The organism is Pseudomonas sp. Pme6b, from assembly GCF_058129925.1.
The window spans coordinates 5,306,262-5,325,000 of record NZ_CM176704.1 but is presented as its reverse complement, the minus strand read 5'-3'; the positions used below and the strand labels follow the sequence as shown (position 1 = coordinate 5,325,000).

Here is an 18,739-nt window from a genome sequence, read left to right as displayed (position 1 = left end):
TTAATCGACGACTCAGCTGCGCCATAAGCACCCACACGAATTGCTTGATTCATTGAAGAAGACGATTAGAAGCAGCTTTAAGCTCCAAGCTGATAGCTCAACGCTAGCGGCTACAAGCTCGAAATTGGGTCTGTAGCTCAGTTGGTTAGAGCGCACCCCTGATAAGGGTGAGGTCGGCAGTTCGAATCTGCCCAGACCCACCAATTTTGTGTGGGAAACGCCTGTAGAAATACGGGGCCATAGCTCAGCTGGGAGAGCGCCTGCCTTGCACGCAGGAGGTCAGCGGTTCGATCCCGCTTGGCTCCACCACTTACTGCTTCTGTTTGAAAGCTTAGAAATGAGCATTCCATTGATCCTGACGATCAGTGCATGAATGTTGATTTCTAGTCTTTGATTAGATCGTTCTTTAAAAATTTGGGTATGTGATAGAAAGAAATAGACCGGGCACCTCTTTCACTGGTGTGTGTCCGGGCTAAGGTAAAGTTTGTGAATGCAAACTTTCGGCGAATGTCGTCTTCACAGTATAACCAGATTGCTTGGGGTTATATGGTCAAGTGAAGAAGCGCATACGGTGGATGCCTTGGCAGTCAGAGGCGATGAAAGACGTGGTAGCCTGCGAAAAGCTTCGGGGAGTCGGCAAACAGACTGTGATCCGGAGATGTCTGAATGGGGGAACCCAGCCATCATAAGATGGTTATCTTGTACTGAATACATAGGTGCAAGAAGCGAACCAGGGGAACTGAAACATCTAAGTACCCTGAGGAAAAGAAATCAACCGAGATTCCCTTAGTAGTGGCGAGCGAACGGGGACCAGCCCTTAAGTTGTATTGAGATTAGCGGAACGTTCTGGAAAGGACGGCCATAGTGGGTGATAGCCCTGTACGCGAAAATCCCTTTGCAATGAAATCGAGTAGGACGGGGCACGAGAAACCTTGTCTGAATATGGGGGGACCATCCTCCAAGGCTAAATACTACTGACTGACCGATAGTGAACCAGTACCGTGAGGGAAAGGCGAAAAGAACCGCGGAGAGCGGAGTGAAATAGATCCTGAAACCGTATGCGTACAAGCAGTGGGAGCCCACTTTGTTGGGTGACTGCGTACCTTTTGTATAATGGGTCAGCGACTTATTTTCAGTGGCGAGCTTAACCGAATAGGGGAGGCGTAGCGAAAGCGAGTCTTAATAGGGCGTCTAGTCGCTGGGAATAGACCCGAAACCGGGCGATCTATCCATGGGCAGGTTGAAGGTTGGGTAACACTAACTGGAGGACCGAACCGACTACCGTTGAAAAGTTAGCGGATGACCTGTGGATCGGAGTGAAAGGCTAATCAAGCTCGGAGATAGCTGGTTCTCCTCGAAAGCTATTTAGGTAGCGCCTCATGTATCACTGTAGGGGGTAGAGCACTGTTTCGGCTAGGGGGTCATCCCGACTTACCAAACCGATGCAAACTCCGAATACCTACAAGTGCCGAGCATGGGAGACACACGGCGGGTGCTAACGTCCGTCGTGAAAAGGGAAACAACCCAGACCGTCAGCTAAGGTCCCAAAGTCATGGTTAAGTGGGAAACGATGTGGGAAGGCTTAGACAGCTAGGAGGTTGGCTTAGAAGCAGCCACCCTTTAAAGAAAGCGTAATAGCTCACTAGTCGAGTCGGCCTGCGCGGAAGATGTAACGGGGCTCAAACCATGCACCGAAGCTACGGGTATCATCTTTTGATGATGCGGTAGAGGAGCGTTCTGTAAGCCTGTGAAGGTGAGTTGAGAAGCTTGCTGGAGGTATCAGAAGTGCGAATGCTGACATGAGTAACGACAATGGGTGTGAAAAACACCCACGCCGAAAGACCAAGGTTTCCTGCGCAACGTTAATCGACGCAGGGTTAGTCGGTCCCTAAGGCGAGGCTGAAAAGCGTAGTCGATGGAAAACAGGTTAATATTCCTGTACTTCTGGTTATTGCGATGGAGGGACGGAGAAGGCTAGGCCAGCCTGGCGTTGGTTGTCCAGGTTTAAGGTGGTAGGCTGAGATCTTAGGTAAATCCGGGATCTCAAGGCCGAGAGCTGATGACGAGTGTTCTTTAGAACACGAAGTGGTTGATGCCATGCTTCCAAGAAAAGCTTCTAAGCTTCAGGTAACCAGGAACCGTACCCCAAACCGACACAGGTGGTTGGGTAGAGAATACCAAGGCGCTTGAGAGAACTCGGGTGAAGGAACTAGGCAAAATGGCACCGTAACTTCGGGAGAAGGTGCGCCGGTGAGGGTGAAGCATTTACTGCGTAAGCCCACGCCGGTCGAAGATACCAGGCCGCTGCGACTGTTTATTAAAAACACAGCACTCTGCAAACACGAAAGTGGACGTATAGGGTGTGACGCCTGCCCGGTGCCGGAAGGTTAATTGATGGGGTTAGCGCAAGCGAAGCTCTTGATCGAAGCCCCGGTAAACGGCGGCCGTAACTATAACGGTCCTAAGGTAGCGAAATTCCTTGTCGGGTAAGTTCCGACCTGCACGAATGGCGTAACGATGGCGGCGCTGTCTCCACCCGAGACTCAGTGAAATTGAAATCGCTGTGAAGATGCAGTGTATCCGCGGCTAGACGGAAAGACCCCGTGAACCTTTACTATAGCTTTGCACTGGACTTTGAATTTGCTTGTGTAGGATAGGTGGGAGGCTTTGAAGCGTGGACGCCAGTCTGCGTGGAGCCAACCTTGAAATACCACCCTGGCAACTTTGAGGTTCTAACTCAGGTCCGTTATCCGGATCGAGGACAGTGTATGGTGGGTAGTTTGACTGGGGCGGTCTCCTCCTAAAGAGTAACGGAGGAGTACGAAGGTGCGCTCAGACCGGTCGGAAATCGGTCGTAGAGTATAAAGGCAAAAGCGCGCTTGACTGCGAGACAGACACGTCGAGCAGGTACGAAAGTAGGTCTTAGTGATCCGGTGGTTCTGTATGGAAGGGCCATCGCTCAACGGATAAAAGGTACTCCGGGGATAACAGGCTGATACCGCCCAAGAGTTCATATCGACGGCGGTGTTTGGCACCTCGATGTCGGCTCATCACATCCTGGGGCTGAAGCCGGTCCCAAGGGTATGGCTGTTCGCCATTTAAAGTGGTACGCGAGCTGGGTTTAGAACGTCGTGAGACAGTTCGGTCCCTATCTGCCGTGGACGTTTGAGATTTGAGAGGGGCTGCTCCTAGTACGAGAGGACCGGAGTGGACGAACCTCTGGTGTTCCGGTTGTCACGCCAGTGGCATTGCCGGGTAGCTATGTTCGGAAAAGATAACCGCTGAAAGCATCTAAGCGGGAAACTTGCCTCAAGATGAGATCTCACTGGAACCTTGAGTTCCCTAAAGGGCCGTCGAAGACTACGACGTTGATAGGTTGGGTGTGTAAGCGCTGTGAGGCGTTGAGCTAACCAATACTAATTGCCCGTGAGGCTTGACCATATAACACCCAAGCAATTTGAGTCGAAGGACCAGATTGCGGTGACTGTGAAGACGACACGAACCGAAAGTTTGCGTCACAAACGCACCGAGCTATCACATACCCGATTTGCTGAAGCGCGCCGCATGGCACGATTCGGTACCCGAATTTCTTGACGACCATAGAACATTGGAACCACCTGATCCCATCCCGAACTCAGCAGTGAAACGATGTATCGCCGATGGTAGTGTGGGGTTTCCCCATGTGAGAGTAGGTCATCGTCAAGATTAAATTCCAGAAACCCTCATCGCTTAAGCGTTGAGGGTTTTTGTTTTTCTGCTGCACAAAAACTGCCATGAAAATACGTTTTCGTTTCTATGCAGCATGCCTCTGCGTGGCTATTATGCGTGCCTCATTGCCGGGCGACTCCAAATGCTGACCTTGTTAAAGCTTCTTGCCGATGGTGCATTTCATTCTGGACAGGTATTAGGCAATGCCCTCGGCATAAGCCGCAGTGCGGTCTGGAAGCAGCTTCAGCAGCTTGAAGCTGACCTAGGCATAGAGGTGCATAAAGTGCGCGGACGGGGTTATCGACTGGCAACGCCTATTTCGCTTTTAAGCCCCGCTGGCATAGCTCAGTGCGGATTCCCCGCCAGCTGGTCTGTACGCACTTACGACACTATCGACTCAACCGATGCAGAGGCCACGCGTCTGATTGCTCACGGGGCTCCCATGCCTTTACTGGTAGTGGCCGAGCAGCAAACCTCGGGAAGGGGGAGGCGGGGGCGAAAGTGGGTAAGTCCATTTGCCGAGAACCTTTATTACAGTCTGGTCCTGCGCATTGATGGTGGAATGCGTCAGCTGGAAGGTCTCAGCCTTTTGGTCGGATTGGCTGTGATGAACGTACTGCGCGACATTGGGGTTCAAGGCGCGGGCCTGAAATGGCCTAATGATGTGCTGGTCGGAAGACAGAAGATTGCTGGCATTTTGCTCGAGCTTGTTGGGGATCCGGCAGACGTTTGTCATGTGATCATCGGAATAGGGGTGAACGTGAACATGCGGTCATCGAGCGAAGTGGATCAACTATGGACGTCGATTCGACTCGAAACGGGCAGCCTTGCTGATCGGAATCGGATTGCAGCCCTTATAAGCAGTCAGCTTGAGTCTCTTCTGGCAGTTCATCGCAAAGAAGGCTTCGTGGCTTTTCAGGGTGAGTGGGAGCGCGGACATTTATGGCAGGGAGCTGCTGTCAGATTGCTTTCAGGCGCTGAGGCAGTTGAAGGGCTAGTGTTGGGGGTCGACTCGCTTGGAGCGTTGCGTTTGGAAGTGAATGGGGTAGAAAAGAGCTTTAGTGGTGGCGAGCTCAGCCTGAGGTTGCGAGATGATTCTTGAGCTCGACTGTGGCAACAGCTTCATCAAGTGGCGGATAACGGCGAAGAACGATGCGGCAGTGATTAGCGGCGGCGTTGTGGACTCCGATGCTGCCTTGCTGATGCACTTGAGTAGTCTGCCTGACACATCATTCACTGACTGCCGTCTGGTGAGTGTGCGTAGTGCCGAAGAAACGGCGAGGCTTGTCTCTTTGCTGGCTGACACCTTTTCCGTTGCGCCTGTCTGCGCGGAACCTGCTCAAGAGCTTGCTGGCGTGACAAATGGCTATGACGACTTCGCGCGTCTGGGGCTGGACCGCTGGCTGGCTTTCGTAGGTGCTTACCATCTCGCCAGAAGCGCGTGCCTGGTGATTGACCTGGGAACTGCTGTGACGTCTGATTTTGTCGACGCCGGTGGTGCGCATCTCGGTGGCTTTATCTGTCCTGGAATGCCCTTGATGCGCAATCAGTTGCGTACCCATACCCGTCGCATCAGATATGACAACACAGAGGCTGAAAAAGCCCTTGCCCGTCTTGTTCCCGGGCGTGCGACTGCAGAGGCTGTAGAGCGCGGCTGCTCGTTGATGCTTCGTGGGTTTGCATTGACTCAGATTGAGATAGCGCAGGGGTACTGGGGCAACGATTTTGCTATTTTTGTGACTGGCGGGGATGCTGCGCTGGTTGCGGATGTACTGCCGGGGGCTCGTATTGTTCCTGATCTGGTCTTCGTGGGTCTGGCTCTTGCTTGCCCTTTGCGTTGAGGTCTCTATGCGTTGGTTATTTCTTCTGCTGTTGATGCTTAATGCCTTTTATTACCTCTGGCATCAGCAGGAGGCTCCGCTTAGGGCTAAAGAGGTCATGCCATTGTCGTTGCATCGCGCTCCCCAGCAGGATATTCGCCTGCTTAGTGAGTCGGATGCGGGGCGCATGTCGCATGATGCCGACACGAAGTGCCTGTATGTCGGTGGCTTTGCGAGGCAAGAGGATGCTCGCCTGGTGGAGCAGCGCTTGAACAGTCTGGATATCCAGTCTCAATTTCAGTCGCTGCAAACGAATGGGGCGACGGCCTACTGGTTAAGGATTGCCCCGGAAAGCCGACGTCTTGTGGAGGTAGGTGTGATCAATCAATTGAGTCAGGATTTCCCGCAATTAAAAAATCAAATAATGTCGTGCGAGGGCATTGCAACTGCTGAGTAGTTTACATAGAATGGCGCCCGCTTCGCAGCGAGGTGAAAGTCTCGCGAACGGGGTGGTAGTAGTCAACGCATGTAACCTCAGGTTTTTACTGAGAAAAAGGTTGACAGAAGGGCGGCATGAGTTGAGAATTCTGCCTCGCTTAGGAGGGGTTCCCGAGCGGCCAAAGGGATCAGACTGTAAATCTGACGTCTACGACTTCGAAGGTTCGAATCCTTCCCCCTCCACCAGATTTGGCGCGATCTGCAAATTGCGCGGGTATAGTTTAGTGGTAGAACCTCAGCCTTCCAAGCTGATGATGCGGGTTCGATTCCCGCTACCCGCTCCAGGTTTGTGGTTCATGCATTGTGTTTTGCTCTTGTAGCTCAGTTGGTAGAGCACACCCTTGGTAAGGGTGAGGTCAGCGGTTCAAATCCGCTCAAGAGCTCCATTGCTAAAGGCAGATATGAAAATATCTGCCTTTGTTTTAGGTGGTTGCGCTGTGCGTGATCCGCTTGAAGCTTGTTCGGAGTGCGTCACCTGTAAGGCGCTCCCTGAATAAGGTGTTGAAAAACTCTCGTCAGGTCCGCATAATGGTCGGCCTGATTTTGCTTTTAGGTCAGTAGCTCAATTGGCAGAGCGACGGTCTCCAAAACCGTAGGTTGGGGGTTCGATTCCCTCCTGACCTGCCAGATTTCCTAGATGTAATCTGGCTTTCTTTTCACAGGATCTCCGTAGATGAATCCCAAGGCTGAAGCATCAGACTCTCGCTTTGATATGCTGAAGTGGCTCCTGGTAGTCGTTTTGGTTGTCGTGGGTGTTGTCGGTAATCAGTATTATTCTGCTGAGCCGATCCTGTACCGCGTTCTTGCTCTCCTTGTGATTGCTGCTGCAGCTGCATTTGTCGCGCTGCAGACCGGTAAGGGTAAAGCCTTCTTCGTTTTGGCGAAAGAAGCTCGCGCTGAGATTCGTAAAGTCGTATGGCCTACTCGCCAAGAAACCACTCAAACCACGTTGATCGTTGTGGCAGTTGTGCTGGTTATGGCGTTGCTGTTGTGGGGGCTTGATTCCCTGCTCGGCTGGCTTGTTTCCTTGATAGTTGGCTAAGGGTGTCCCGTGGCTAAGCGTTGGTACGTAGTGCATGCTTACTCGGGTTACGAGAAGCATGTCATGCGCTCGTTGATCGAGCGTGTGAAGCTGGCAGGCATGGAAGATGGCTTCGGCGAAATTCTGGTTCCCACTGAAGAAGTGGTTGAAATGCGTAATGGCCAGAAACGCAAAAGCGAACGCAAGTTCTTTCCAGGTTATGTGCTTGTTCAGATGGACATGAATGAGGGTACTTGGCACTTGGTCAAGGACACCCCGCGTGTCATGGGCTTCATCGGCGGTACCGCAGATAAGCCTGCTCCGATCACTGACAAAGAGGCAGAAGCAATTCTGCGTCGCGTTGCTGATGGTAGCGACAAGCCGAAGCCGAAAACGCTGTTCGAGCCGGGTGAGGTTGTTCGTGTCACCGACGGTCCGTTCGCCGATTTCAATGGCACGGTTGAAGAAGTTAACTACGAAAAGAGCCGGATTCAAGTGGCGGTGCTCATTTTCGGACGCTCTACCCCGGTAGAGCTAGAGTTCAGTCAGGTCGAAAAGGCATAAACTGAGCTGGAATCCCATACCCCCGCAGCCCAAGGCTGTGGGGTTTTTTCGTCACTGGGATATACGCGTAAGTAACTGGGGAGCCTTTATTGGCGCTTGAACCCGTAATTGGAGTGCCTCATGGCCAAGAAGATAACCGCATACATCAAGCTGCAAGTGAAAGCCGCTCAGGCTAACCCAAGCCCGCCAGTTGGTCCTGCTCTGGGTCAGCACGGTGTGAACATCATGGAATTCTGCAAAGCGTTCAACGCCCGTACTCAGGGTATTGAGCCGGGCTTGCCGACTCCAGTGATCATCACTGTATACAGCGACCGTAGCTTCACTTTCGAAACAAAAAGTACCCCTGCATCGGTTCTGCTGAAGAAAGCTGCAGGCTTGACCAGCGGCTCGGCTCGCCCGAACACCGTTAAAGTTGGCACCGTGACTCGTGCTCAGCTGGAAGATATCGCTAAAGCAAAAAACGCGGATCTGACTGCAGCTGACATGGAAGCGGCCGTGCGTACTATCGCCGGTTCCGCTCGTAGCATGGGCCTTAACGTGGAGGGTGTGTAATGGCTAAGCTGACCAAGCGTCAAAAGGCAATCGCCAGCAAGATCGAAGCTGGTAAGTCTTACAATTTCGTAGACGCCGCAGCCCTGCTGACCGAGCTGTCGACCGTCAAGTTCAGCGAGTCTGTAGACGTTGCTGTTAACCTGGGTGTCGATCCTCGTAAGTCCGACCAGGTTGTTCGTAGCGCTACCGTACTGCCGCACGGCACTGGTAAAACTGTACGCGTTGCAGTGTTCACCCAGGGCCCTGCTGCTGAAGCTGCTCTGGCTGCCGGTGCTGATCGCGTTGGTATGGACGATCTGGCTGCTGAAATGAAAGCGGGCGATCTGAACTATGACGTCGTTATCGCTTCCCCGGACGCAATGCGCGTTGTGGGTCAGTTGGGTCAGGTTCTCGGTCCTCGTGGTCTGATGCCTAACCCGAAAGTCGGCACCGTTACTCCTGACGTGGCTAACGCCGTCAAGAACGCCAAGGCTGGTCAGGTTCGTTATCGCACCGACAAAAACGGCATCATCCACACTTCCGTTGGCAAGGTCGGTTTCGACGCTGTCAAGCTGAAGGAAAACGTTGAAGCCCTGATCGCTGACCTTAAGCGTATCAAGCCTGCTTCTTCGAAAGGTATTTACGTCAAGCGCATCACCCTGAGCACCACTATGGGCCCCGGCCTGGTCATCGACCAGGGTTCGTTGGAAGCGTAAGACAGAAGCGGTGCGGTTTTGACGCCGTACCGTTTGAAAGATTGGGGTCCCTGCCTGGCGGGGGCTATCCAAGACCGTAGGCGACGCAAGTCTTAAACCTCAAGCCTACGCAGATGGTGCTCCCGGTTCCTTACCGAATCAGACACCAAAACGACATCTGACTCCGGTCGGATGAAACGGTAACAAGCAGGAGTTAAACCCGTGGCAATTAAACTCGAAGACAAGAAGGCCATCGTCGCTGAAGTCAACGAGGCTGCCAAAGCTGGTCTGTCCGCTGTCGTGGCTGATGCCCGTGGTGTGACGGTCGGCGCTATGACCGGACTCCGTAAAGAGGCTCGTGAAGCTGGCGTTTACGTACGTGTTGTACGTAACACCCTGCTCAAGCGCGCTGTTGCTGACACTGAATTCAGTGTCCTCAACGACGTGTTCACTGGCCCGACCTTGATTGCGTTCTCCAACGAACATCCTGGCGCTGCTGCCCGTCTGTTCAAGGAATTCGCCAAAGGTCAGGACAAGTTCGAGATCAAGGCAGCTGCGTTCGAGGGCAAGTTCCTCGCAGCTAATCAGATCGATGTACTGGCAAGCCTGCCGACCCGTAACGAAGCAATTTCTCAGCTGATGAGCGTGATTCAAGGCGCTACCAGCAAGTTGGCTCGTACTCTGGCGGCTGTTCGCGACCAAAAAGAAGCAGCTGCAGCCTAAGGCTGAGTCAGATCTTTTCGCGTATTTTTGTTTATTTTGATGGTCGCGTAGGCCGTCCCCCAATTCAGGAAATTGAGTCATGTCCATCTCTCAAGACGATATCCTTAACGCCGTAGCTGAAATGTCCGTTCTGCAGGTTGTAGAGCTGATCAAGGCGTTCGAAGAGAAGTTCGGCGTTACCGCTGCTGCCGGTTCGGCTGGTCCAGCTGTTGCTGCTGCTGTTGTTGAAGAACAAACTGAATTCAACGTCATGCTGCTGGAAGCTGGCGAGAAGAAAGTTAACGTGATCAAGGCAGTACGTGAACTGACCGGTCTGGGCCTGAAAGAAGCCAAGGCAGTCGTTGACGGCGCGCCAGCAATGGTTCTGGAAGCTGTTGCCAAAGACGCAGCTGACAAAGCCAAAGCTACTCTGGAAGAAGCAGGCGCTAAAGTCGAGCTGAAATAAGCATCGACTTTGAGTGTCCAGCCCACGCGATTAGCGAAAGGCTGATGGCTGGTGGCTTTTGCCACCGGCCTTTTTCCGTTATAGACGATTGGCGCTGTCAACGTTTGTAATGTGCTGTATCCACCGATGGCGGTGGCGCAAACCAAGGGGTTTGCAAGATTTTCTGGCTGCTTCCGTCGGGAGGGAGCCAAACAAGCAGGTGACCAAGCTGGGGAACGCTGATGGCTTACTCATATACTGAGAAAAAACGTATCCGCAAGGACTTTAGCAAGTTGCCGGACGTAATGGATGTGCCGTATCTCTTGGCCATCCAGCTGGATTCGTATCGCGAATTCCTGCAGGCGGGAGCGACCAAAGATCAGTTCCGCGACGTCGGTCTGCATGCAGCCTTCAAATCCGTTTTCCCGATCATCAGCTACTCCGGCAATGCTGCGCTGGAGTATGTAGGTTATCGCTTGGGCGAACCGGCATTTGATGTCAAGGAATGCGTGCTGCGCGGTGTGACTTACGCAGTACCTTTGCGGGTCAAGGTCCGTCTGATCATTTTCGACAAAGAATCGTCGAACAAAGCGATCAAGGACATCAAAGAGCAAGAAGTCTACATGGGTGAAATCCCCCTGATGACTGAAAACGGTACCTTTGTAATCAATGGCACCGAGCGCGTTATCGTGTCTCAGCTTCACCGCTCGCCTGGCGTATTCTTCGACCACGACCGTGGCAAGACGCACAGCTCCGGTAAGCTGCTTTACTCCGCTCGTATCATTCCTTACCGCGGTTCGTGGCTGGACTTCGAGTTCGATCCGAAAGACTGCGTATTCGTCCGTATCGACCGTCGTCGCAAGCTGCCTGCATCCGTACTTCTGCGCGCTCTGGGTTATACCACCGAGCAAGTGCTTGATGCTTTCTACACCACCAACGTATTCCATGTGCGCGGCGAAAACCTGAGTCTGGAGCTGGTGCCTCAGCGCCTGCGTGGTGAAATTGCCGTTCTGGATATTCTGGACGACAAGGGCAAGGTCATTGTCGAGCAGGGTCGCCGTATTACCGCTCGTCACATCAACCAGCTGGAAAAAGCCGGGATCAAAGAGCTGGAAGTACCTCTGGACTATGTCCTGGGTCGTACCACTGCCAAGGTCATCGTGCATCCGGCAACCGGTGAGATCATTGCCGAGTGCAACACTGAGCTGAACACTGAAATCCTGGCCAAGATCGCCAAGGCTCAGGTTGTTCGCATCGAGACGTTGTACACCAACGATATCGACTGCGGTCCGTTCGTCTCTGACACGCTGAAGATCGACTCCACCAGCAACCAGCTGGAAGCGCTGGTCGAGATCTATCGCATGATGCGTCCTGGCGAGCCGCCAACCAAGGATGCAGCCGAAACGCTGTTCAACAACCTGTTCTTCAGTCCTGAGCGTTATGACCTGTCTGCTGTAGGCCGGATGAAGTTCAATCGTCGTATCGGTCGTACCGAAATCGAAGGTTCGGGTGTGTTGTGCAAGGAAGACATCGTAGCGGTCCTCAAGACCCTCGTTGATATCCGTAACGGCAAAGGCATCGTCGATGACATCGACCACCTCGGTAACCGTCGCGTTCGTTGCGTTGGCGAGATGGCCGAGAACCAGTTCCGTGTAGGTCTGGTCCGTGTCGAGCGCGCTGTCAAAGAACGTCTGTCCATGGCAGAAAGCGAAGGCTTGATGCCTCAGGACCTGATCAACGCCAAACCTGTTGCGGCGGCGGTCAAGGAGTTCTTCGGTTCCAGCCAGCTGTCCCAGTTCATGGACCAGAACAACCCGCTGTCCGAGATCACGCACAAGCGTCGTGTTTCCGCGCTCGGCCCTGGCGGTCTGACGCGTGAGCGCGCCGGCTTTGAAGTTCGAGACGTTCACCCGACTCACTACGGCCGTGTTTGCCCGATCGAGACGCCTGAAGGTCCGAACATCGGTCTGATCAACTCCCTGGCGGCCTATGCCCGCACCAACCAGTACGGCTTCCTCGAGAGCCCGTACCGTGTGGTCAAGGAAGGTCTGGTCACCGAAGAAATCGTCTTCCTTTCGGCGATCGAAGAAGCGGACCACGTCATTGCTCAGGCTTCGGCTGCAATGAACGACAAGCAAGAGCTGATCGACGAGCTGGTTGCTGTGCGTCACTTGAACGAATTCACCGTCAAGGCACCAGCCGATGTCACCCTGATGGACGTTTCGCCCAAGCAGGTTGTGTCGGTAGCCGCATCGCTGATCCCGTTCCTCGAGCACGATGACGCCAACCGCGCATTGATGGGTTCGAACATGCAGCGTCAGGCTGTACCGACCCTGCGTGCCGACAAGCCGCTGGTAGGTACTGGCATGGAGCGCAACGTTGCCCGCGACTCCGGCGTTTGCGTCGTGGCTCGTCGTGGCGGCGTGATCGACTCTGTCGACGCCAGCCGTATCGTTGTTCGCGTTGCTGATGACGAAGTAGAAACAGGTGAAGCAGGTGTAGACATCTACAACCTGACCAAATACACCCGTTCGAACCAGAACACCTGCATCAACCAGCGTCCTCTGGTGAGCAAGGGTGACCGTGTTCAGCGTAGCGACATCATGGCTGACGGTCCGTCTACCGATATGGGTGAGCTGGCTCTGGGTCAGAACATGCGCATCGCGTTCATGGCCTGGAACGGTTTCAACTTCGAAGACTCCATCTGCCTCTCCGAGCGTGTAGTTCAAGAAGACCGCTTCACAACGATCCACATTCAGGAACTGACCTGTGTGGCTCGTGACACCAAGCTTGGGCCTGAAGAGATCACCGCCGACATCCCGAACGTGGGTGAAGCGGCTCTGAACAAGCTGGACGAAGCCGGTATCGTTTATGTAGGTGCCGAAGTTGGCGCTGGTGACATCCTGGTGGGCAAGGTCACTCCGAAAGGCGAGACCCAGCTGACTCCGGAAGAAAAACTGTTGCGCGCGATTTTCGGTGAGAAAGCAAGCGACGTTAAAGATACTTCCCTGCGCGTGCCGACCGGCACCAAGGGTACTGTCATTGACGTTCAGGTCTTCACCCGTGATGGCGTCGAGCGTGATGCGCGTGCCCTGTCCATCGAGAAGTCGCAACTCGACGAGATCCGCAAGGATCTGAACGAAGAGTTCCGTATTGTCGAAGGCGCTACTTTCGAACGTCTGCGCTCTGCGCTGGTGGGCCGTGTAGCTGAAGGCGGCGCTGGCCTCAAAAAGGGCCAGGAGATCACCAACGAAGTGCTCGATGGTCTTGAGCATGGTCAGTGGTTCAAACTGCGCATGGCTGAAGATGCTCTGAATGAGCAGCTTGAGAAAGCTCAGGCCTACATCGTTGATCGTCGCCGTCTTCTGGATGACAAGTTCGAAGACAAGAAACGCAAACTGCAGCAAGGCGATGACCTGGCTCCAGGCGTTCTGAAAATCGTCAAGGTCTACCTGGCAATCCGTCGTCGCATCCAGCCGGGCGACAAGATGGCCGGTCGTCACGGTAACAAGGGTGTGGTCTCCGTGATCATGCCGGTTGAAGACATGCCGCACGATGCCAATGGCACGCCGGTCGATATCGTCCTCAACCCGCTGGGCGTACCTTCGCGTATGAACGTTGGTCAGATTCTCGAAACTCACCTGGGCCTCGCGGCCAAAGGTCTGGGCGAGAAGATCAACCGCATGCTTGAAGAGCAGCGTAAAGTTGCTGAGCTGCGTAAGTTCCTCAACGAGATCTATAACGAAATCGGCGGTCGTCAGGAGTCTCTGGAAGACCTCACCGACAACGAGATTCTGGACCTCGCGAAGAACCTGCGTAACGGCGTACCGATGGCTACCCCGGTTTTCGACGGTGCCAAGGAAAGCGAAATCAAGGCAATGCTCAAGCTGGCAGATATGCCGGAAAGCGGCCAGATGCAGCTGTTCGACGGTCGTACCGGCAACAAGTTTGAACGTGCTGTAACGGTTGGCTACATGTACATGCTGAAGCTGAACCACTTGGTGGACGACAAGATGCACGCGCGTTCCACTGGTTCGTACAGCCTGGTTACCCAGCAGCCGCTGGGTGGTAAGGCACAGTTCGGTGGTCAGCGTTTCGGGGAGATGGAAGTGTGGGCGCTGGAAGCATACGGCGCGGCGTACACTCTGCAGGAAATGCTCACAGTGAAGTCGGACGATGTGAACGGTCGTACCAAGATGTACAAAAACATCGTGGACGGCGATCACCGTATGGAGCCGGGCATGCCCGAGTCTTTCAACGTGTTGATCAAAGAAATCCGTTCGCTCGGTATCGATATCGATCTGGAAACCGAATAACACGTGACGCGAATCGGGGGCAGGGCGGTATTGCCTGCTCCCTGCTCCGCCAGGAGGAAAAGCCTTGAAAGACCTACTGAATTTGCTGAAAAACCAGGGTCAAGTCGAAGAGTTCGACGCAATCCGTATCGGACTTGCATCGCCTGAGATGATCCGCTCTTGGTCGTTTGGTGAAGTTAAAAAGCCGGAAACCATCAACTACCGTACGTTCAAGCCTGAGCGTGACGGTCTGTTCTGCGCCAAGATCTTTGGCCCGGTAAAAGATTACGAGTGCCTGTGCGGTAAGTACAAGCGCCTGAAGCACCGTGGTGTCATCTGCGAAAAATGCGGTGTTGAAGTAGCACTGGCCAAGGTTCGTCGCGAGCGCATGGCTCACATCGAGCTGGCTTCGCCGGTTGCTCACATCTGGTTCCTAAAATCGCTGCCGTCCCGTATCGGTTTGCTGATGGACATGACCCTGCGTGATATCGAACGTGTTCTCTACTTCGAGAGCTATGTCGTTATCGATCCAGGCATGACTACCCTTGAAAAAGGTCAGCTGCTGAACGACGAGCAATACTTCGAAGCCCTCGAAGAGTTCGGTGATGACTTCGACGCCCGCATGGGTGCCGAGGCTGTCCGCGAACTGCTGCACGCTATTGATCTGGAGCACGAAATTGGCCGTCTGCGTGAAGAAATTCCGCAAACCAATTCCGAAACCAAAATCAAGAAGCTGTCCAAGCGTCTGAAATTGATGGAAGCCTTCCAGGGTTCCGGCAACCTCCCTGAGTGGATGGTGCTGACCGTTCTGCCGGTTCTACCGCCAGATCTGCGTCCTCTGGTTCCGCTTGACGGTGGCCGTTTCGCGACGTCCGACCTCAACGATCTGTATCGTCGAGTGATCAACCGTAACAACCGTCTGAAGCGTCTGCTGGATCTGTCTGCTCCCGACATCATCGTGCGCAACGAAAAGCGCATGCTGCAGGAAGCGGTCGATGCGCTGCTCGACAACGGTCGTCGCGGTCGTGCGATCACGGGTTCGAACAAGCGTCCTCTGAAGTCCCTGGCTGACATGATCAAGGGTAAGCAGGGTCGTTTCCGTCAGAACTTGCTCGGTAAGCGCGTTGACTACTCGGGCCGTTCGGTAATTACCGTAGGTCCGACCCTGCGTCTGCACCAGTGCGGTCTGCCGAAAAAAATGGCTCTCGAGCTGTTCAAGCCGTTCATCTTCGGCAAGCTGGAAATGCGTGGCCTGGCCACGACTATCAAAGCTGCCAAGAAGATGGTCGAGCGCGAGCTGCCAGAGGTCTGGGACGTTCTTGCTGAAGTAATTCGCGAACACCCGGTGCTTCTGAACCGCGCGCCAACGCTTCACCGTCTGGGCATCCAGGCGTTTGAACCAGTACTGATCGAAGGTAAGGCTATTCAGCTGCACCCGCTGGTCTGTGCTGCGTACAACGCCGACTTCGACGGCGACCAGATGGCCGTTCACGTACCTTTGACGCTGGAAGCCCAGCTCGAAGCGCGTGCACTGATGATGTCGACCAACAACATTCTGTCGCCAGCCAACGGTGAGCCAATCATCGTTCCTTCGCAGGACGTTGTACTGGGTCTGTATTACATGACTCGTGAAGCGATCAACGCCAAGGGCGAAGGTCGTGTGTTTGCGGACCTGCAGGAAGTCGACCGCGTATTCCGCGCCGGCGAAGCGGCTCTGCATGCCAAGGTCAAGGTTCGTATCCACGAAACGGTCAACGACCGTGACGGTGGCAGCGTCAAGAACACCCGTATCGTCGACACCACTGTCGGCCGTGCGCTGCTGTTCCAGGTGGTTCCGGCCGGCCTGTCCTACGACGTCGTCAACCAGCCTATGAAGAAGAAGGCGATCTCCAAGCTGATCAACCAGTGCTACCGCGTGGTTGGTTTGAAAGAGACCGTGATCTTCGCTGACCAGTTGATGTACACCGGTTTTGCCTACTCGACCATTTCGGGTGTTTCCATCGGCGTTAACGACTTCGTTATCCCGGATGAAAAAGCTCGCATCATCGACGCGGCCACCGAAGAAGTTAAAGAGATCGAAAGTCAGTACGCCTCCGGCCTGGTAACCCAGGGCGAGAAGTACAACAAGGTGATCGACCTCTGGTCCAAGGCCAACGACGAAGTGTCCAAGGCAATGATGTCGAACCTCTCGAAAGAGAAGGTCATCGATCGTCATGGCGTCGAAGTTGACCAGGAATCCTTCAACTCGATGTACATGATGGCTGACTCCGGTGCGCGTGGTTCTGCTGCCCAGATTCGTCAGTTGGCTGGTATGCGTGGTCTGATGGCCAAGCCTGACGGCTCCATCATCGAAACGCCGATTACTGCGAACTTCCGTGAAGGTTTGAGCGTACTTCAGTACTTCATCTCCACTCACGGTGCTCGTAAGGGTCTTGCGGATACCGCACTGAAAACCGCTAACTCCGGTTATCTGACTCGCCGTCTGGTAGACGTTGCTCAGGATCTGGTCGTTACCGAGGTGGATTGCGGTACCGAGCACGGTCTGCTGATGACTCCGCACATTGAAGGCGGTGACGTTGTAGAGCCGCTGGGTGAGCGCGTACTGGGTCGGGTTATCGCCCGTGACGTGTTCAAGCCGGGCACAGAAGACGTCATCGTTCCTGCTGGTACACTGGTAGACGAGAAGTGGGTCGAGTTCATCGAGCTGAACAGCATCGACGAAGTGATCGTTCGCTCGCCAATCAGCTGTGAAACGCGCTACGGCATCTGTGCCAAGTGCTACGGTCGCGACCTGGCTCGCGGTCACCAGGTTAACATCGGTGAAGCTGTCGGCGTAATCGCTGCACAGTCGATCGGTGAGCCGGGTACCCAGCTGACAATGCGTACGTTCCACATTGGTGGTGCGGCAAGCCGGACCTCGGCAGCCGACAGCGTTCAGGTGAAGAATGGCGGTACTGTCCGTCTTCACAACCTGAAGCACGTTGAGCGTGTTGACGGTCACCTGGTTGCGGTATCCCGCTCCGGTGAACTGGCCATCGCTGATGACTTCGGTCGCGAGCGTGAGCGTTACAAGCTGCCATACGGTGCAGTGATTTCGGTGAAGGAAGGCGACAAGGTCGACGCTGGTTCGATCGTGGCCAAGTGGGATCCGCACACTCACCCAATCGTTACCGAGATGAAAGGTACTGTTACCTACGTCGGCATGGAAGAAGGCATCACGATCAAGCGTCAGACAGACGAATTGACCGGTATGACCAACATTGAAGTGCTTGACGCCAAAGACCGTCCGGCTGCCGGCAAGGACATCCGTCCTGCTGTGAAGATGGTCGGTCTGGATGGCAAGGATCTGCTGTTGCCGGGTACTGACGTACCTGCTCAGTACTTCCTGCCGGCAAACGCCCTGGTCGGTGTGGCTGACGGTGCGCAGATCGCGATCGGTGATGTTATCGCACGTATTCCGCAGGAAACTTCGAAGACTCGTGACATCACCGGTGGTCTGCCGCGTGTTGCCGACCTGTTCGAAGCCCGTCGTCCGAAAGAGGCGTCGATCCTTGCAGAAGTCAGCGGTACCATCGCATTCGGTAAAGAGACCAAGGGCAAGCGCCGTCTGGTCATTACCCCGAACGACGGTAGCGATCCGTACGAAGAGCTGATTCCGAAGTGGCGTCACCTGAACGTCTTCGAAGGCGAACAAGTGAACCGCGGCGAAGTTATCTCCGACGGTCCTAGCGATCCACACGACATCCTGCGTCTGCTGGGTGTGAGTGCGCTGGCCAAGTACATCGTCAACGAGATTCAGGATGTATACCGCCTGCAAGGCGTGAAGATCAACGACAAGCACATCGAGACGATTCTGCGTCAGATGTTGCGCAAGGTTGAAATTGCCGAGTCTGGCGATTCCAGTTTCATCAAGGGCGACCAGATGGAATTGACTCACGTACTGGTAGAAAACGAGCGTCTGAGCACGGAAGACAAGTTTGTCTCCAAGTTCACTCGCGTGTTGCTGGGTATCACCAAGGCATCGCTGTCCACCGAGTCGTTCATCTCCGCGGCCTCCTTCCAGGAGACAACCCGCGTGCTGACCGAGGCGGCTGTGACTGGCAAGCGCGATTATCTGCGCGGCCTGAAGGAAAACGTGGTTGTGGGTCGTCTGATCCCGGCCGGTACCGGTCTGGCTTATCACAGCGAGCGCAAGCGTCGTCGTGAAATGGACAAACCGACCCGTGTCAGCGCGAGCGAAGTAGAAGCCGCTCTGACTGAAGCGTTGAACTCCAGCGGTAATTGAGACTAAAGCCTCGGCATTTTCATCTGGCAGACAGCACGTTTTCGTGTTGTTTGCCTCTTGAGGATGTCGGGGCTTTGTCTTGACTGGGGGCGGGATCCTCTTTAGACTCTTGTACCCCTAAATTTGGCGGGGCTTGTGCCCTGTCATTTGCTTTTCTTGTAAGACAATAGCGTCG

The 18,739-nt window shown here is 54.3% G+C and carries 11 protein-coding genes, 6 tRNA genes and 3 rRNA genes (1 of these 20 running past the window's edge); all 20 read left to right on the top strand.

Annotated features, from left to right (window positions below):
* A 16S ribosomal RNA gene (locus AC4ANE_RS24245) occupies positions 1 to 3 on the top strand (it extends 1,536 nt beyond the left edge of the window).
* Between the two features lie 123 nt (positions 4 to 126).
* A tRNA-Ile gene (locus AC4ANE_RS24240) sits at positions 127 to 203 on the top strand.
* Between the two features lie 30 nt (positions 204 to 233).
* Positions 234 to 309, top strand: a tRNA-Ala gene (locus AC4ANE_RS24235).
* A gap of 239 nt (positions 310 to 548) precedes the next feature.
* Positions 549 to 3,441, top strand: a 23S ribosomal RNA gene (locus AC4ANE_RS24230).
* A 148-nt stretch (positions 3,442 to 3,589) separates the two neighbouring features.
* Positions 3,590 to 3,705, top strand: a 5S ribosomal RNA gene (gene rrf / locus AC4ANE_RS24225).
* The 16S, 23S and 5S rRNA genes sit together here with 2 tRNA genes alongside, the layout of an rRNA operon.
* A gap of 145 nt (positions 3,706 to 3,850) precedes the next feature.
* Entirely contained in the window at positions 3,851 to 4,810 is a 960-nt protein-coding gene (gene birA / locus AC4ANE_RS24220) for a bifunctional biotin--[acetyl-CoA-carboxylase] ligase/biotin operon repressor BirA (RefSeq protein ID WP_031596233.1), read from the top strand.
* Positions 4,800 to 5,549, top strand: coding sequence for a pantothenate kinase (locus AC4ANE_RS24215; protein ID WP_031596235.1), 750 nt, complete (start codon positions 4,800 to 4,802; stop codon positions 5,547 to 5,549). The genes birA and AC4ANE_RS24215 overlap by 11 nt, the downstream gene beginning before the upstream one ends.
* Positions 5,550 to 5,556: 7 nt before the next feature.
* Positions 5,557 to 5,985 (top strand): hypothetical protein, encoded by a 429-nt coding sequence (locus AC4ANE_RS24210; protein WP_002555503.1) that lies wholly within the window; start codon positions 5,557 to 5,559, stop codon positions 5,983 to 5,985.
* Positions 5,986 to 6,127: 142 nt separating this feature from the next.
* Positions 6,128 to 6,212: transfer RNA gene (locus AC4ANE_RS24205), tRNA-Tyr, on the top strand.
* A gap of 24 nt (positions 6,213 to 6,236) precedes the next feature.
* Positions 6,237 to 6,310 (top strand) — tRNA-Gly (locus tag AC4ANE_RS24200).
* 26 nt (positions 6,311 to 6,336) lie between these two features.
* Positions 6,337 to 6,412 (top strand) — tRNA-Thr (locus tag AC4ANE_RS24195).
* Positions 6,413 to 6,577: 165 nt separating this feature from the next.
* Positions 6,578 to 6,653: transfer RNA gene (locus AC4ANE_RS24190), tRNA-Trp, on the top strand.
* Positions 6,654 to 6,699: 46 nt separating this feature from the next.
* Positions 6,700 to 7,068: a preprotein translocase subunit SecE gene (gene secE, locus AC4ANE_RS24185; protein ID WP_002555502.1), complete on the top strand. Its 369-nt coding sequence runs from the start codon at positions 6,700 to 6,702 to the stop codon at positions 7,066 to 7,068.
* 9 nt (positions 7,069 to 7,077) lie between these two features.
* Positions 7,078 to 7,611 (top strand): transcription termination/antitermination protein NusG, encoded by a 534-nt coding sequence (gene nusG / locus AC4ANE_RS24180; protein WP_002555501.1) that lies wholly within the window; start codon positions 7,078 to 7,080, stop codon positions 7,609 to 7,611.
* A 120-nt stretch (positions 7,612 to 7,731) separates the two neighbouring features.
* Entirely contained in the window at positions 7,732 to 8,163 is a 432-nt protein-coding gene (gene rplK, locus AC4ANE_RS24175; RefSeq protein WP_002555500.1) for a 50S ribosomal protein L11, read from the top strand.
* Positions 8,163 to 8,858: a 50S ribosomal protein L1 gene (gene rplA, locus AC4ANE_RS24170; protein ID WP_002555499.1), complete on the top strand. Its 696-nt coding sequence runs from the start codon at positions 8,163 to 8,165 to the stop codon at positions 8,856 to 8,858. The genes rplK and rplA overlap by 1 nt, the downstream gene beginning before the upstream one ends.
* A gap of 201 nt (positions 8,859 to 9,059) precedes the next feature.
* Positions 9,060 to 9,560 carry a 50S ribosomal protein L10 gene (gene rplJ / locus AC4ANE_RS24165; RefSeq protein WP_002555498.1) on the top strand — a complete coding sequence of 167 codons (501 nt, stop codon included), beginning with the start codon at positions 9,060 to 9,062 and terminating at the stop codon, positions 9,558 to 9,560.
* A gap of 79 nt (positions 9,561 to 9,639) precedes the next feature.
* Positions 9,640 to 10,005 (top strand): 50S ribosomal protein L7/L12, encoded by a 366-nt coding sequence (gene rplL / locus AC4ANE_RS24160; RefSeq protein WP_002555497.1) that lies wholly within the window; start codon positions 9,640 to 9,642, stop codon positions 10,003 to 10,005.
* A 221-nt stretch (positions 10,006 to 10,226) separates the two neighbouring features.
* Entirely contained in the window at positions 10,227 to 14,300 is a 4,074-nt protein-coding gene (rpoB, locus tag AC4ANE_RS24155) for a DNA-directed RNA polymerase subunit beta (RefSeq protein ID WP_003317110.1), read from the top strand.
* A gap of 64 nt (positions 14,301 to 14,364) precedes the next feature.
* Positions 14,365 to 18,564 (top strand): DNA-directed RNA polymerase subunit beta', encoded by a 4,200-nt coding sequence (rpoC, locus tag AC4ANE_RS24150; protein WP_002555495.1) that lies wholly within the window; start codon positions 14,365 to 14,367, stop codon positions 18,562 to 18,564.
* Positions 18,565 to 18,739 lie beyond the last annotated feature (175 nt).

Bases quoted from the DNA above. Each gene is read 5' to 3' on its own strand.
- birA (WP_031596233.1), top strand. From the start codon at position 3,851: ATGCTGACCTTGTTAAAGCTTCTTGCCGATGGTGCATTTCATTCTGGA.
- AC4ANE_RS24215 (WP_031596235.1), top strand. From the start codon at position 4,800: ATGATTCTTGAGCTCGACTGTGGCAACAGCTTCATCAAGTGGCGGATA.
- AC4ANE_RS24210 (WP_002555503.1), top strand. From the start codon at position 5,557: ATGCGTTGGTTATTTCTTCTGCTGTTGATGCTTAATGCCTTTTATTAC.
- secE (WP_002555502.1), top strand. From the start codon at position 6,700: ATGAATCCCAAGGCTGAAGCATCAGACTCTCGCTTTGATATGCTGAAG.
- rplK (WP_002555500.1), top strand. From the start codon at position 7,732: ATGGCCAAGAAGATAACCGCATACATCAAGCTGCAAGTGAAAGCCGCT.
- rplA (WP_002555499.1), top strand. From the start codon at position 8,163: ATGGCTAAGCTGACCAAGCGTCAAAAGGCAATCGCCAGCAAGATCGAA.
- rplL (WP_002555497.1), top strand. From the start codon at position 9,640: ATGTCCATCTCTCAAGACGATATCCTTAACGCCGTAGCTGAAATGTCC.
- rpoB (WP_003317110.1), top strand. From the start codon at position 10,227: ATGGCTTACTCATATACTGAGAAAAAACGTATCCGCAAGGACTTTAGC.